The organism is Rahnella perminowiae (assembly GCF_019049755.1).
GTDB lineage: Bacteria > Pseudomonadota > Gammaproteobacteria > Enterobacterales > Enterobacteriaceae > Rahnella > Rahnella perminowiae.
The window spans coordinates 1-12,991 of sequence record NZ_JAFMOS010000504.1 but is presented as its reverse complement, the minus strand read 5'-3'; the positions used below and the strand labels follow the sequence as shown (position 1 = coordinate 12,991).

Here is a 12,991-nt window from a genome sequence, read left to right as displayed (position 1 = left end):
TAAGAATGCGCTGCCACTTATGCAAATTTAACTTTCTTGTTACCAATTTTGCACACAACAGGTCATTACCGGATGCAGGGGAATTACATTTGAAAAACATCAAAACTTTTTGATCCAGATCAATGCAACAACATGACCACTCATTTTTTATGGTTAATTCTCTTCCCGTCGTTTTTCCGCGAATTTAGTTTTCCTGCCTGTAGCTTTTTAACCCCCTGAAAGTGTTTCAGCGACTCATTCCCCCCCGGAACCGTCCCTGTTCATCCCTTCGCGCGATGTGCTTAAATCGGCTCCTCGCGAAACCCTGGCAGTCCCCCTTTCATTCAAGACTTCACCTGCGAATGTCAGACATCGCCGGTTCCCGTACCGGTATTACTGTTTGGAAGGGTAACCTGACACACAAAAAGAGGTTGTTATGTTTGGTCTTGATGCGCTAGAACTGGCCCGTATCCAGTTCGCCTTCACCGTCTCTTTTCATATCATTTTTCCCGCTATTACTATCGGGCTTGCCAGTTTTCTGGCTGTCCTGGAAGGCATGTGGCTGAAAACAAAGAAAGAGGCTTATCGCGACCTGTATCATTTCTGGTCGAAAATTTTTGCCGTTAACTTCGGTATGGGCGTGGTCTCCGGTCTGGTGATGGCTTACCAGTTTGGTACCAACTGGAGCATGTTCTCCTCCTTTGCGGGCAGTATTACCGGCCCGCTGCTGACGTACGAGGTGTTAACCGCGTTCTTCCTGGAAGCCGGTTTCCTCGGCGTGATGCTGTTCGGCTGGAACCGCGTCGGACCTGGCCTGCACTTCTTCTCGACCTGTATGGTAGCGCTCGGCACATTGATGTCGACATTCTGGATCCTCGCCTCCAACAGCTGGATGCAGACCCCGCAGGGCTATGAAATTGTTAATAATCTGGTGGTTCCGGTCAGCTGGATGAAGATTATCTTCAACCCGTCCTTCCCGTTCCGCTTAATGCATATGACCACTGCCGCGTTCCTCGCCTCTGCATTCTTCGTCGGGTCTGCTGCGGCCTGGCATTTGTTGCGCGGTCGCGATACGCCAGCCATCCGCACCATGTTATCGATGGCGATGTGGATGGCGCTGATCGTCTCGCCCATTCAGGCATTCCTCGGCGATGCCCACGGTCTGAATACCCTGAAATATCAGCCCGCCAAAATCGCGGCCATTGAAGGTCACTGGGAAAATAAAGACAACAAACCGTCCCCGCTGGTATTGATCGGCTACCCCGATATGAACCGTGAAGAAACCCGCTACGCGATTGAAATCCCGTATCTGGGCAGTCTGATCCTGACGCACAGCCTGACGCATCAGATCCCGGCGCTGAAATCCTTCCCGAAAGAAGACCGTCCGAACTCTTCGGTTATCTTCTACACCTTCCGCATTATGGCCGGTCTCGGCATGCTGATGATTTTGCTGGGTGTACTGAGCCTGATCCTGCGCCGTGGCGGCAAAATGTATACCTCTAAAGCGTTCCTGCGCTTTGCTTTCCTGATGGGGCCTTCCGGTCTGCTGGCGTTACTGGCGGGGTGGATCACCACGGAAATGGGGCGTCAGCCGTGGGTGGTTTACGGCCTGCTGCGTACTAAAGATGCGGTCTCTAACCATAATGTGCTGCAAATGAGCGTCAGTCTGATCCTGTTCATCGTCATCTATTGCTCGGTGTTTGGTGTCGGTTACGGCTATATGATGCGTCTGATCCGCAAGGGTCCGCAGGCGCATGAAGGAGAAGCTGTTGATCACGGAGGTCCCGGCCAGCACCGCACGCCCGCACGTCCGCTGTCTGCTATTTCCGAATCACTGACCGACGAAAATAAGGAAGCTTGATAATGGGTATCGACTTACCGCTGATCTGGTTTTTGATCATCATCTTCGGCGTGATGATGTATATCGTGATGGACGGCTTCGACCTGGGCATCGGTCTGCTGTTCCCGCTGGTCAAAAAAGAGCACGACCGTGACGTAATGATGAACACCGTTGCGCCGGTATGGGATGGTAACGAAACCTGGCTGGTGCTCGGCGGTGCGGCGCTTTATGGTGCATTCCCGCTGGCCTACTCAGTGATTCTGGATGCACTGACTATTCCGCTGACCCTGATGCTGTTTGGTCTGATCTTCCGTGGTGTGGCATTTGAATTTCGTTTCAAAGCCAGCCCGGCCAAACGTCACGTGTGGGATAAATCCTTCATCTGCGGATCGGTGATCGCCACCTTCTGTCAGGGCGTGGTGCTGGGTGCTGTGATCAACGGCATTCCGGTAGTGAATCGCACTTACGCTGGTGGCGCACTGGACTGGCTGACACCGTTTACGCTGTTCTGTGGTTTTGCGCTGGTGGTGGCTTATGCCCTGCTCGGCTGCACCTGGCTTATCATGAAAACCCAGGGCGAATTGCAGGAAGCGATGCACAAAATCGCCAAACCACTGCTGGTGGTATTCCTGCTGGTGACGCTGGCCGTCAGCCTGTGGACGCCGCTGACGCACACTGATATCGCCACCCGCTGGTTCTCGCGCCCTAACCTTTATGGGTTCCTGCCAGTACCGGTGCTGGTGGTGCTGGTCTCGGTGTGGATGTTCCGTGCCATCAGTAAAAATGCGCATCATGCGCCCTTCCTGCTGACACTGGCACTGGTGTTCCTGGGCTATACCGGCCTGGGGATCAGCATCTGGCCGAACATCATCCCGCCGTCCATTTCTATCTGGGAGGCCGCTTCACCGCCACAAAGTCAGGGCTTTATCCTGGTCGGCGCCCTGTTCATCATCCCGATTATTTTGGTGTACACCTTCTGGAGCTACTACGTGTTCCGCGGGAAAGTCACGCCGGATCAGGGTTATCACTGAGGAATCGCATTATGAATCTCATCAGAAAAATGGATGGCAATAACATTACTAAAGCCCCGTTTTTAAAGCGTGTCGGCTGGATGGCCGTCATCTGGGGCGGCAGTGTGCTGGCGTTATTTGTTGTGGCATCGGTGTTTCATCTGCTGATGTTTGCGGCGGGAATGAGAAGTCATTAAGTGCAGAAAGTCGGAGGGGTTTAGCAGACGACACTGCTCTGCCTTCTCCCTTTTTATTTCTCCGGCAGCAGCCGGACAAAACCCGGAAATGGCAGATTTCGGCAACAAAAAGCCCGCTCGGAAGCGGGCTAAAAACAACAAAACAGACTTTTGTCTCAACTTTCTTATTATCTCCCTGGTGCAGGATTTCTTATTCTTTCACCGTCTCCTCAAGCGTGAAACGCCCTAACGGATTCTGGTGGAAATCTTTGATATTTTTACGCGTCACGTTGCGATACGGGCTGTAATACAGGTCAATCCAGTTCACGTCGGCTTTCGCCATTTTCTGCAAATCGATGTACATCTGCTCACGCTTCTTCGGATCCATTTCCACCCGGGCGGCAGCCACCAGCGCTTTCACTTTGTCATTGTGATAACGCGTCATGTAATTCATGTTCGAGTCGTGGCCCAGCGTAAAGGTGGTTTTCTGATCCGGGTCGAGAATGTCGTTAGTCCAGTACATCACCGAAATGTCATAGTCTCCCGCCACTAACATGTCCCAGCTCTGGCTCGGATCCACTTTCTGTAAGTTGGCAGTGATCCCGGCTTTTGCCAGTTGCTGTTGCAGCAGTACGGCAATCTGTTCATCCACCTCATCACCGGCATTCACCAGATATTTCAGGGTCAGGTTTTTCACCCCGGCCGCCGCCAGCAGTTGTTTGGCTTTTTCCGGATCATACGGGCGTTGCAGGTTACCGGCGTAATGATACAGCGCCCCGTCAGGAATGTAGGAGTTGGCGATTTTGCCGTAACCGAACGTCACGGTATCGATAATGGCTTTTTTATCGATGGCGAAATCCAGCGCCTGACGCACTTCCACTTTGCCCAAATCCCCGTGGGAATGGTTGATCAGCAGGTGATCCTCACGGGTAGAGGTATCCAGCTCGACCGCCAGTTTCGGGTCTTTTTGCAGCGATGAGATGCGTGAGAACGGTATCGACAGCGCCGCGTCAATTTCCCCGGCCTGCACTTTCAGCATGCGGGTATTGTCATCCGGCAGCGTCAGCCACTCGACACCATCGAGTTTCACTTTCGCGGCATCCCAGTAATATGGGTTTTTCACCAGTTCGACTTTCTCGCCGCGTGTCCACTCTTTCACGCTGAACGCGCCGGAACCGACCGGATGTTCCGCAAAGTCATCCGCACCCTGTTTGGTCAGCGCCTGTTGCGAAATCACCGAGGCATTCGGCAGCGCCAGCTGCGACAAAAACGCCGCCGACGGTGTTTTCAGGGTAATGATCAACGTATGAGCGTCGGGGGCTTTCAGCGTATCGATAATACTGTACGAATCCTTCCACAGCGATCCGGCATCATCACGGATACGCGTCAGGCTGAACACCGCATCGGAAGCGGTCACCGGCGTGCCATCAGAGAATTTCGCCTCACGCATTTTCAGCGTATAGGTTTTGCCGTCCGGCGAAATCGTCCAGCTTTCCGCCAGACCCGGCAGCAGTTTGGTGCCGGTGTTATCAACGCGCACCAGCGGATCAAAGACATTGGAGAACACCCAGTTATCGGCGTTTTGCGCTGACCTGATCGGATCAAATGTAGTGCTGTCTTCACGACGACCAATGGTCAGCACCCCCGCCGCTTGCGCCATTTCGCTGACCAGACTCAGCGCCAGCAGCACTCCGGCGGCCACAACGTTAAAATGCTTTTGTTTCATATAACATTCCTTCAGTCATCGGATTAATTCCGTCGCTTTTGTGGTTTTCAAGAACACAGGCGAAGGCATGGTCGGCAATGTGCCGGGTTTCGGGTGCCGCACCCTGTCTGCACTCAGGCAGCGCAAAGGCACAGCGTGGATGGAAAGCGCAGCCCGCAGGCAGCGAAACCGGGCTGGGTGGTTCACCCTGTAACGGATGCTCCGGCAGCGGCCGGTCGGGGTCGATTTCAGGAATGGCCGCCACCAGCGCGGCGGTATACGGATGTCGCGGCGCGCTAAACACCGTTTGCGTCGGCCCGCTTTCGACAATACGCCCGAGGTACATCACCGCTACGCGGTCACACAGGCGGCGCACAATCGCCAGATCATGGGCGATAAACAGGATCGCCAGACCCATACTTTCACGCAGATCCATCAGCAGATTGATAATCTGCGCCTGAATCGACACATCCAGCGCCGCAACACATTCATCGGCGACGATCAGGCGCGGTTCGATAGCCAGCGCACGGGCAATACCGGCGCGCTGACATTGCCCGCCGCTCAATGCCTGCGGACGGCGTGTGGCATGTTCCGGGCTTAGCCCGACCAGGGTCAGCAGCGTATTAATCCGCGCGGGAATCTCCGCTTTCGTCACTTTCCTGTGTACCCGCAGCACCTCGCCGATACTTTCGCCAATCGTCTGGCGCGGATTGAGTGAGGAAAACGGATCCTGAAAGATCATGGCGGTTTGCCGGCGCAGACGGGCAATGTCGGGTTTCATACCTTCGGTAATCAGTTGCCCGTTAAAGCGAACCCGTCCGGCGCTGGTGTTTTCCAGCTGCAACATCGCCCGGCCAAGGGTACTTTTTCCGCTGCCTGATTCACCAACCAGCCCCAGCGTTTCGCCTGCACGGATGTGCAGTGATACGCCATTCACAGCCTGAACGTGGCGCTTTCTAAAACCAAAACCGGAAACCGGAAACGTCACGCAAAGATCTTCCACTTCGAGTAGCGGGTAAGGTTGCACAGTGAGATCAGGCAAATGATTCATTTCCCCTCCCGTGGATCAGCGGATGATGACAGGCGGTGGCGTGGCTGCCCGTTTGCATCGCGGGCTGGCTGTCCCGGCACAACGCCGTCGCCTGCGCACAGCGCGGATGAAAACGGCAACCGGACGGGAATCGTGCCGCTACCGGCGGCTGACCGGGTAACGTGATCAGCCGTCCGGCGCCACCTTCGCTGACCGGCTGGCAGTCAATCAGGCCACGGGTGTACGGATGCAGTGCCTGCGCCAGTACCGGGCGTTTTTCACCGGTTTCACACAAACGTCCGCCGTACATCACCGCGATGCGGTCACAGGTTTGTGCCACCACGCCCAGATCATGAGTGATCAGAATGATGGCGATACCCAGCCGGTCACGCAGATCGCGGAGCAGATGCAAAATCTGCATCTGTACGGTGACATCCAGCGCCGTGGTCGGTTCATCGGCAATCAGCATTTTTGGTTCGCAGGCCAGCGCCACGGCGATCATTGCCCGCTGACGCATGCCGCCGGAAAACTCATGCGGGTAGTTATCTGCCCGTCGCTGTGGGTCCGGAATACCGACCTGACGCAGCAGTTCCACTGCCTGTCCCTGTGCCTCACGGCGGCTGGCCCCAAAATGCAGACGGCGGCTTTCGGCAATCTGCTGGCCTATGGTCATCACCGGATTCAGATGACTGGCCGGATTCTGGAAAATCATGCCAATTTCGCGCCCGCGAATGGCCGTCATGCGTTTATCGCTCAGGGTCAGTAAATCGGTACCGTTCAGGCGGATTTCGCCGGTGCGGATATGCAGCCCTTCGCCCGGCAGCAGGCGCATCATGGCACGGCAACTCAGCGTTTTACCGGAACCGCTTTCGCCGACCAGTCCGAGAATATCCCCCGCATTCAGCGTCAGCGAAAGTCTGTCTACCAGCGCCACACCCTGCCGGTCTTCAATGGTCAGGCTGGAAACCTGCATTAACGTCATGGTCGCTCCCCCAGTTTGTCACCCAGTCCGTCCGCCAGCAGGCTGAAACTCATCGCCAGCACCACAATCGCCAGGCCGGGGAAGGTTGTTATCCACCACGCCGTGGTAATAAAACTCTGGCCTTCAGCGACCATCACCCCCCATTCCGCGACCGGCGGCTGAACGCCGAGGCCGAGATAACTCACCGACGCGCCGCTGAGTAACACCAGCACGCAGTCGGACATTGAGAACACCAGCGAACTGGTCAGCGCATTGGGCAGCAAATGCAAAAGTAAGATACGCGGATGGCTGTAGCCCAGGCTGCGCGCGGCCAGAATAAAATCCCGGTGTTTCAGCGTCAGCACCTGCGAGCGCACCAGACGGGCATACGACACCCAGCCGACCAGGGCCATCGCGATATAAAAACTGCCCAGTCCCGGCCCGGGAATGGCAATAATCGACAGCATCAGCACCAGAAAAGGAAACGCCAGCACCACGTCTATCACCCGCATGAAAAAGGTGTCCACTGCACCGCCGAGATACCCCGCAAACGCGCCGGTCAGCGTGCCGAAGATAAACGGAAAAATGACGCCAATCAGACAGATTTGCAGATCAATCCGTGCGCCCCACATCACACGGGAAAGAATGTCGCGGCCAAAGTTATCGGTGCCGAAAGGATGGGTGAACGATGGCGGTGACAGTGTCACTGATGCATCCTGCGCTATCGGGTCAAACGGCGCGATCCACGGGCTGAGCAGCGCAATCAGAACCCAGACACTGAGCATCACAATTCCCAGCCGCAACGCCTGCTGGCGCGGCAACCAGCGCAGATGAAAATATCCCATTCGCTGTGTCGCAATCTTTTCGGTCATGCTCATAGCTTCACCCTCGGATCCAGCGCCACAGTCAGTAAGTCCGCCAGCAAATTCACTGCGACCGTCGCCAGCGCAAACACCAGTACCACCCCCTGCACCACCATGTAATCGCGGCTGATAATGGCTTTCACCAGCAGTTGCCCCATGCCGGGAATGGCAAATACGCTTTCAATCACCACCGTGCTGCCAATCAGCCAGCCGATATTCACCGCCAGCAGATTGACCGTCGGCACCAGCGAGTTGGGCATCACATGTCGCCAGAAAATACGGTTTTCGTTCTGTCCCCGTGCACGGGCGGCGGTAACGTAATCATTCTGTAACTCCATCAGCAGACTGGCGCGAAGGTTACGGGTCAGTACCGCCGACAGCGCCAGCGCAACGGTCAGGCACGGCAGAAACAGATGATGAACCCGCTCACCAAAGTCGCTGCCATAGCCCGACACCGGAAACCAGCCGAGTGACAGGCTGAACAGCAAAATCATCATGATCGCCAGCCAGAACGCCGGTAATCCGAGGCCGATAGTAGAAAGTAAACGGATCACCTGATCCGCCAGCCGCCCGCGATGTCGCGCCGCCCCGGCTGCCAGCGGCACGGTGAACAGCATCGCCAGCACCACGCTGCCGAGCACCAGATACAGCGTGGGTTCAATACGCGACATGATAAGCTTCAGCGTATCCACGCGGTAAATCAGTGACTTGCCCATCTCGCCATGAAACAGATTGCGCAGAAAATAGAGATATTGCTGCCAGACCGGCAGATCCAGCCCGTACTGCAAACGGATGCGGGCAATGGCCTCCGGTGTGCTGCGCACCCCGAGCAGGATCCGCGCCGGATCGCCAGGTATGGCACGCACCATCGCGAAAGTCAGCATACTTATCCCCAGCAACACCGGCAGCAGTTGCAGCGGTCGCCATAACAAAAATCGGTAACGGTGCATGACAATCCTCTTAATGGCAGTTTCTGGTGCAGAGTGAGAGTCTTTCCCCTGTAGCTTTACGTTAGCCGCAGCCAGACTCCGCCGGTAGTTAGCAAAAATACTAGGTTTGCATCCGCAGCGATGTGGCACCGGGATTGCATAATTTTTCTTTAACAAGTGAGGTTGAGCAAAATCGGTGCCCGATCAGCCTATTTAGCCCGGAAAGAAATGATGTGGAGATAAATTCATGAAGCTCGCGGTGCAAGAGAGTGCAGTGTCTTTACGGGAAACCACCGTTGATGGTGCGTTTGATCAGCTTTTCGCGCAGACCTCGCGCCTGGGGTTTGATGCCCTGATTTACGATTACACGCCGGTACCGCGAACGCTCCAGGGCGAGCTGATCACGCCGTCGTTGTTGAGGATGTGCAATGTGCCCGGCGATATGCAGAGATTATGGCTGGAGAGCGGGTATTATCAGGTCGATCCGGTACAGCATTACGCCCTCGAAAGCTGCGCACCCTTTGTCTGGTCTTATCAGCGCCCGGACAATACTTCGCTGCAAAACCGACTCAGTGAACTCAATAAACCGGTTACCCATTACATGTGCGATAACAACATGCCGAGCGGTGCAACGGTGCCACTGCATTTACCGAACGGTGGCTTTGTGACCGTCACGGGCATTCATACCGGTGCGGGGCATGAGCTGGATATTCATGATGTACTGGCCGAACTGAGCCTGCTGGCGCTGACCTTTCAGGAGTGCGTGTTTCCCCTGTTCGACAGCAGCATTCTCACCTGCCGCCATGTGCATTTAAGCAAGCGCGAACGCGAATGTCTGACGTGGGCCGCGCAAGGGTTAACCGCCAAAGAGATTGCCCGCAAACTCAGCCGGTCAATTGCCACGGTCACGCTGCATCTTAATACCGCAACCCGTAAACTGGGTGCCAGTAACCGTGTGCAGGCGGTGGTGCGCGCGATGCATTACCGTTTGCTCGACAGCTGATCTGCCCGGTTTTCTATCTTTTTTACTAGCTGTTCAGCGCAGCCCCGATGTTTACCCTGTAAAGATTATTCACCGGCAGGGGAAACAAAATGTACAACATCACTGAAGGCTATGCATGGTTTCAGGAATACCAGACCTGGTATCGCATCTGTGGCGATTTAAACAGTGGCAAAACGCCGCTGGTCATTGCCCACGGCGGCCCCGGCTGCACCCATGATTACGTCGATGCTTTCCGCGATATCGCCGAAACCGGCCGCGCGGTGATCCATTATGATCAGATTGGTAATGGCCGCTCGACGCACCTTCCTGACAAACCGGCTGACTTCTGGCAGCCGTCATTTTTTCTGGCGGAACTGGACAATCTGCTACGCCATCTGGGTATTGAAAAGGATTACGCGCTGCTCGGTCAGTCCTGGGGCGGCATGCTCGGTGCTGAACACGCTGTTACCCAACCCCCGGGCCTGAAAGCGCTGGTCATTGCCAACTCTCCGGCCTCAATGGCACTCTGGTTGCAGGCCGCCGCCCGCCTGCGCAGCGAACTGCCGCCGGACGTTCAGGAAACCTTACTGGCACATGAAGCCGCCGGAACCCTTGACAGCGCGGAATACAAAGCCGCGTCGCAGGTGTTTTATGCCCGTCATGTCTGCCGCCTCGATCCGTGGCCGGAGGAAGTAAAACGCACTTTTGCGGCAATGGACCAGGATCCGACCGTGTATCTCGCCATGAACGGCCCGACCGAATTCCACGTTATCGGCAGCATGAAAAACTGGACGGTGATCGACCGTCTGCCCGCCATTAATGTGCCGGTATTGCTGATTTCCGGTCGCTACGACGAAGCGGCCCCCGAAGTGGTGCAACCGTTCGCGGATTTCATCAAAGACGCCGAATGGGTGATTTTCGAAAATTCGAGCCACATGCCACACGTCGAGGAACGTGAAGCCTGTATGAAATGCGTGGAAGGATTTTTGGCGAGCCACGGCTCACTCTGATAACGCTTAAAGGCTGCGTCGACATTATGCCGAAGCAGCCTGAAAGGGGGTTATTCGCCGATTGATTAACGGCTGGCACCGGGCGATTGCCCGGAAATGCGCTTATAAGCCCGGCTAAAAGCGGCCTGTGAGGTATAACCCAGACGAAACGCGACGGTCTCGATAGAAATCTTACTGTCTGCGAGCCACTGCGTGGCGAGTTGCATCCGCAGTTCTGTCACGTAACGCAACGGCGATACGCCAATCATGGTTTGAAAACGCGCGGCAAAAACAGAGCGCGAGATGTGCGACTCTGCCGCCAGCTCCGTCACTGTCCAGTTCCTGCCCGGCTGCCGGTGCAGCGCCAGAATTGCCTTTGCCAGCCGTGGCTCCCGCAATGCAGCGGCAATGCCAGAGGCATTTTCACATCCGCATTCAACCCACCCCCGGACAATCATTGCCGCGGCAACTTCCGCAAGCCGGGCCAGAATGCCTGCAAAGCCGATGCGGCCGGAGCATATTTCACGTTTCATTGCGTCAATTACCGGCAACAGTCCGGGATAACGTTCGCCTTTGGCATCCGCCACCATGGTGTCCGGCATCAGTTTGCCCAGACTTTGCATTCCGCCCAGATCAAACTCCATGCAGCCATAAAAAAGAATCGCGCCCGGTATCGTGTCCGTACTCGGGCAGGTATCCACACCACTCACCGCTTCTCCCAGGGGCGCGACATCGAAGTCGTCAATATCCTGAGCGGTATTGTCTGGTTCAGAAAGAAGCTGATGTGCCATTCCATGCGGCAGAAAAACGACATCCCCGGCAGACAAGGGGTGAAGCACGCCATCCCCGGTATTAAGGACAGCAGAACCGACGGCAAGATAGTGAAAATAAGCATGGCCGGGCCTTGGTTTGAAAGCCATGCCAAACTCAGGGCCGGTCTGGATGCGACGATATTGCACACCGCGCAGACGCATGCCTGTCAGGAGTTCACTGATCAGGTCAGATGAAAGGGCAAAGGGATCGTGCTGTGTCATTTCAGGAGTAATAGTCAAAAAACAAGGATTACGAATCATAGATCATCTCAACCATCCTGCCTAGAATTTGCGCTACGTTAATTTTCAGGAATGTTTGAAATGAATCATAAAACACAGGGCTCAGCGCCCGCGATCCAACGAGATGTGCAACAGGCTCCGCCGGCGTGGATGGCCGTCTTCTCCCTCACCATGGGCGTGTTCGGCTTGCTCACGGCGGAATACCTGCCAGCCAGCCTGTTAACGCCCATGGCCTCAGATCTGCAGGTGACGGAAGCCTTAGCGGGTCAGGCGGTGACGGTCACCGCTGTTATCGCGCTGTTTGCCGGGCTGCTGGTTCCGGGTCTGACGCGTAAGCTTGACCGCAGAACCGTCCTGTTAAGTTTTACCGTGCTGATGATCGCCTCAAACCTGCTGGTCGCCCTTTCCTCAAGCCTTGTCGTGTTGCTGGTGATGCGGATCCTTCTTGGCGTCGCGCTGGGCGGATTCTGGAGTATGGCCGCAGCGGTGGCGATGCGGCTGGTTCCGGAGAAATTCGTGCCGAGAGCCCTGTCGGTTATCTTCAGTGGCATCGCCGTAGGAACCGTCGTTTCGGTGCCGCTGGGAAGTTTTCTCGGTGAGCTCTATGGCTGGCGCAGCGCGTTTATTGCCGCGGCTCTGGTGGGAGGGGTCACGCTTGCTTTTCAGTGGTTCACATTACCGCGCATGGCTCCCCGTCAGGTTACGCATACAGAATCAGTCTTAACCTTACTGCGCCGTCCCGGCATTGCAACGGGGATGTTTGGTTGCGTGCTGGCACATACCGGTCAGTATGCCCTGTTTACGTATATTCGCCCTTCTCTGGAAAGCGTGAGTCATATTGATGCGGGCGGACTGGCCCTGCTCTTGCTCGGATTCGGTGTGGCCAATTTTGCAGGTACATTGCTGGCTGGCTGGGTAATGACTTACAGCCTTCGTCTGACGCTCATTGTAATGCCTTGCCTGGTCGGCATCGCGGCATTGGGAATGATATTACTGCCCGTTCAGATAACCGGGCTCACTCTGCTGGTTTTGCTCTGGGGGCTGGCATTCGGCGGTGTGCCCGTCGCCTGGTCAAACTGGGTAACCCGCTCGGTGCCCGATCAGGCTGAGAGCGCAGGAGGCATGGTGGTGGCTGCCGTGCAATCTTCTATCGCGGCCGGTGCGGCACTGGGAGGTGTCATGTTCGGACTGGGGGGGATCTCCGGGGTATTTATTACCGCGGGTATTGTGATGTTAAGTGCCGCGCTGATCATTGCCTTGTGCGTCAGGGTCGGTCTGTCCGGAGACGGTGCAGAAAGCGCGTCCTTCCAGCACGGATAGCGTCAGGAAATACGCTGACAATCTTTCAGTAAATTCCTAAAAATAACTAAAATTAATTCCACACAAACATTGTTGCTATCGTGTTCAAATACTCAATTTATCATCATGTTAAAACTGTTTCCGGCTTATTTCCGTGAACAGGTCAGGGCTATAAC

12 protein-coding genes are annotated in these 12,991 nt (G+C 55.6%); 6 read left to right on the top strand and 6 right to left on the bottom strand.

Annotated features, from left to right (window positions below; all coding sequences use genetic code 11):
* The first annotated feature begins 415 nt into the window (after nt 1-415).
* Genes J1785_RS10470 through J1785_RS10460 form a run of 3 tightly spaced genes read left to right on the top strand, consistent with a single transcriptional unit; the run spans nt 416 to nt 3,026 of the window.
* Nucleotides 416-1,840 (top strand): cytochrome ubiquinol oxidase subunit I, encoded by a 1,425-nt coding sequence (locus J1785_RS10470; RefSeq protein WP_129953503.1) that lies wholly within the window; start codon nt 416-418, stop codon nt 1,838-1,840.
* A 2-nt stretch (nt 1,841-1,842) separates the two neighbouring features.
* Nucleotides 1,843-2,850, top strand: coding sequence for a cytochrome d ubiquinol oxidase subunit II (gene cydB, locus J1785_RS10465; protein WP_129953502.1), 1,008 nt, complete (start codon nt 1,843-1,845; stop codon nt 2,848-2,850).
* A gap of 11 nt (nt 2,851-2,861) precedes the next feature.
* Nucleotides 2,862-3,026 carry a DUF2474 domain-containing protein gene (locus J1785_RS10460; protein WP_129953501.1) on the top strand — a complete coding sequence of 55 codons (165 nt, stop codon included), beginning with the start codon at nt 2,862-2,864 and terminating at the stop codon, nt 3,024-3,026.
* Nucleotides 3,027-3,216: 190 nt separating this feature from the next.
* Here J1785_RS10460 and J1785_RS10455 read toward each other — a convergent pair whose 3' ends face one another.
* Genes J1785_RS10455 through J1785_RS10435 form a run of 5 tightly spaced genes read right to left on the bottom strand, consistent with a single transcriptional unit; the run spans nt 3,217 to nt 8,514 of the window.
* Entirely contained in the window at nt 3,217-4,731 is a 1,515-nt protein-coding gene (locus J1785_RS10455) for an ABC transporter substrate-binding protein (protein ID WP_129953500.1), read from the bottom strand.
* Nucleotides 4,712-5,761: an ABC transporter ATP-binding protein gene (locus J1785_RS10450; RefSeq protein ID WP_217219368.1), complete on the bottom strand. Its 1,050-nt coding sequence runs from the start codon at nt 5,759-5,761 to the stop codon at nt 4,712-4,714. The genes J1785_RS10455 and J1785_RS10450 overlap by 20 nt, the downstream gene beginning before the upstream one ends.
* The gene (locus J1785_RS10445) at nt 5,745-6,722 is read right to left on the bottom strand and encodes an ABC transporter ATP-binding protein (protein ID WP_217219367.1); all 978 of its coding nucleotides are present in this window, start codon (nt 6,720-6,722) and stop codon (nt 5,745-5,747) included. Before J1785_RS10445 ends, J1785_RS10450 begins: the two co-directional genes overlap by 17 nt.
* Nucleotides 6,719-7,579, bottom strand: a complete 861-nt coding sequence (locus J1785_RS10440; protein ID WP_217219366.1) for an ABC transporter permease — start codon at nt 7,577-7,579, stop codon at nt 6,719-6,721. Before J1785_RS10440 ends, J1785_RS10445 begins: the two co-directional genes overlap by 4 nt.
* Nucleotides 7,576-8,514 carry an ABC transporter permease gene (locus J1785_RS10435; protein WP_129953496.1) on the bottom strand — a complete coding sequence of 313 codons (939 nt, stop codon included), beginning with the start codon at nt 8,512-8,514 and terminating at the stop codon, nt 7,576-7,578. Before J1785_RS10435 ends, J1785_RS10440 begins: the two co-directional genes overlap by 4 nt.
* Nucleotides 8,515-8,740: 226 nt before the next feature.
* On the opposite strand from J1785_RS10435, the gene J1785_RS10430 reads away from it, so the two are divergent.
* Both J1785_RS10430 and J1785_RS10425 read left to right on the top strand, forming a co-directional pair.
* Complete coding sequence (locus J1785_RS10430; RefSeq protein ID WP_129953495.1) at nt 8,741-9,496, top strand: LuxR family transcriptional regulator; 756 nt, start codon at nt 8,741-8,743, stop codon at nt 9,494-9,496.
* 89 nt (nt 9,497-9,585) lie between these two features.
* On the top strand, nt 9,586-10,485 hold the full coding sequence (locus tag J1785_RS10425) for a proline iminopeptidase-family hydrolase (protein ID WP_217219365.1): 900 nt from the start codon (nt 9,586-9,588) through the stop codon (nt 10,483-10,485).
* A gap of 65 nt (nt 10,486-10,550) precedes the next feature.
* On the opposite strand, the gene J1785_RS10420 is transcribed toward J1785_RS10425, so the two are convergent.
* Complete coding sequence (locus tag J1785_RS10420) at nt 10,551-11,537, bottom strand: AraC family transcriptional regulator (RefSeq protein ID WP_217219364.1); 987 nt, start codon at nt 11,535-11,537, stop codon at nt 10,551-10,553.
* Between the two features lie 60 nt (nt 11,538-11,597).
* Here J1785_RS10420 and J1785_RS10415 point away from each other — a divergent pair, with 60 nt between their 5' ends.
* The gene (locus J1785_RS10415; protein ID WP_129953492.1) at nt 11,598-12,836 is read left to right on the top strand and encodes an MFS transporter; all 1,239 of its coding nucleotides are present in this window, start codon (nt 11,598-11,600) and stop codon (nt 12,834-12,836) included.
* Nucleotides 12,837-12,991 lie beyond the last annotated feature (155 nt).

What these genes read in the sequence shown, in the direction of transcription:
- J1785_RS10470 (WP_129953503.1), top strand. Translation starts at nt 416, where the DNA reads ATGTTTGGTCTTGATGCGCTAGAACTGGCCCGTATCCAGTTCGCCTTC.
- J1785_RS10425 (WP_217219365.1), top strand. Translation starts at nt 9,586, where the DNA reads ATGTACAACATCACTGAAGGCTATGCATGGTTTCAGGAATACCAGACC.
- J1785_RS10455 (WP_129953500.1), bottom strand. Translation starts at nt 4,731, where the DNA reads ATGAAACAAAAGCATTTTAACGTTGTGGCCGCCGGAGTGCTGCTGGCG.
- J1785_RS10420 (WP_217219364.1), bottom strand. Translation starts at nt 11,537, where the DNA reads ATGATTCGTAATCCTTGTTTTTTGACTATTACTCCTGAAATGACACAG.
- J1785_RS10440 (WP_217219366.1), bottom strand. Translation starts at nt 7,579, where the DNA reads ATGAGCATGACCGAAAAGATTGCGACACAGCGAATGGGATATTTTCAT.
- cydB (WP_129953502.1), top strand. Translation starts at nt 1,843, where the DNA reads ATGGGTATCGACTTACCGCTGATCTGGTTTTTGATCATCATCTTCGGC.
- J1785_RS10450 (WP_217219368.1), bottom strand. Translation starts at nt 5,761, where the DNA reads ATGAATCATTTGCCTGATCTCACTGTGCAACCTTACCCGCTACTCGAA.
- J1785_RS10415 (WP_129953492.1), top strand. Translation starts at nt 11,598, where the DNA reads ATGAATCATAAAACACAGGGCTCAGCGCCCGCGATCCAACGAGATGTG.
- J1785_RS10435 (WP_129953496.1), bottom strand. Translation starts at nt 8,514, where the DNA reads ATGCACCGTTACCGATTTTTGTTATGGCGACCGCTGCAACTGCTGCCG.
- J1785_RS10430 (WP_129953495.1), top strand. Translation starts at nt 8,741, where the DNA reads ATGAAGCTCGCGGTGCAAGAGAGTGCAGTGTCTTTACGGGAAACCACC.
- J1785_RS10445 (WP_217219367.1), bottom strand. Translation starts at nt 6,722, where the DNA reads ATGACGTTAATGCAGGTTTCCAGCCTGACCATTGAAGACCGGCAGGGT.
- J1785_RS10460 (WP_129953501.1), top strand. Translation starts at nt 2,862, where the DNA reads ATGAATCTCATCAGAAAAATGGATGGCAATAACATTACTAAAGCCCCG.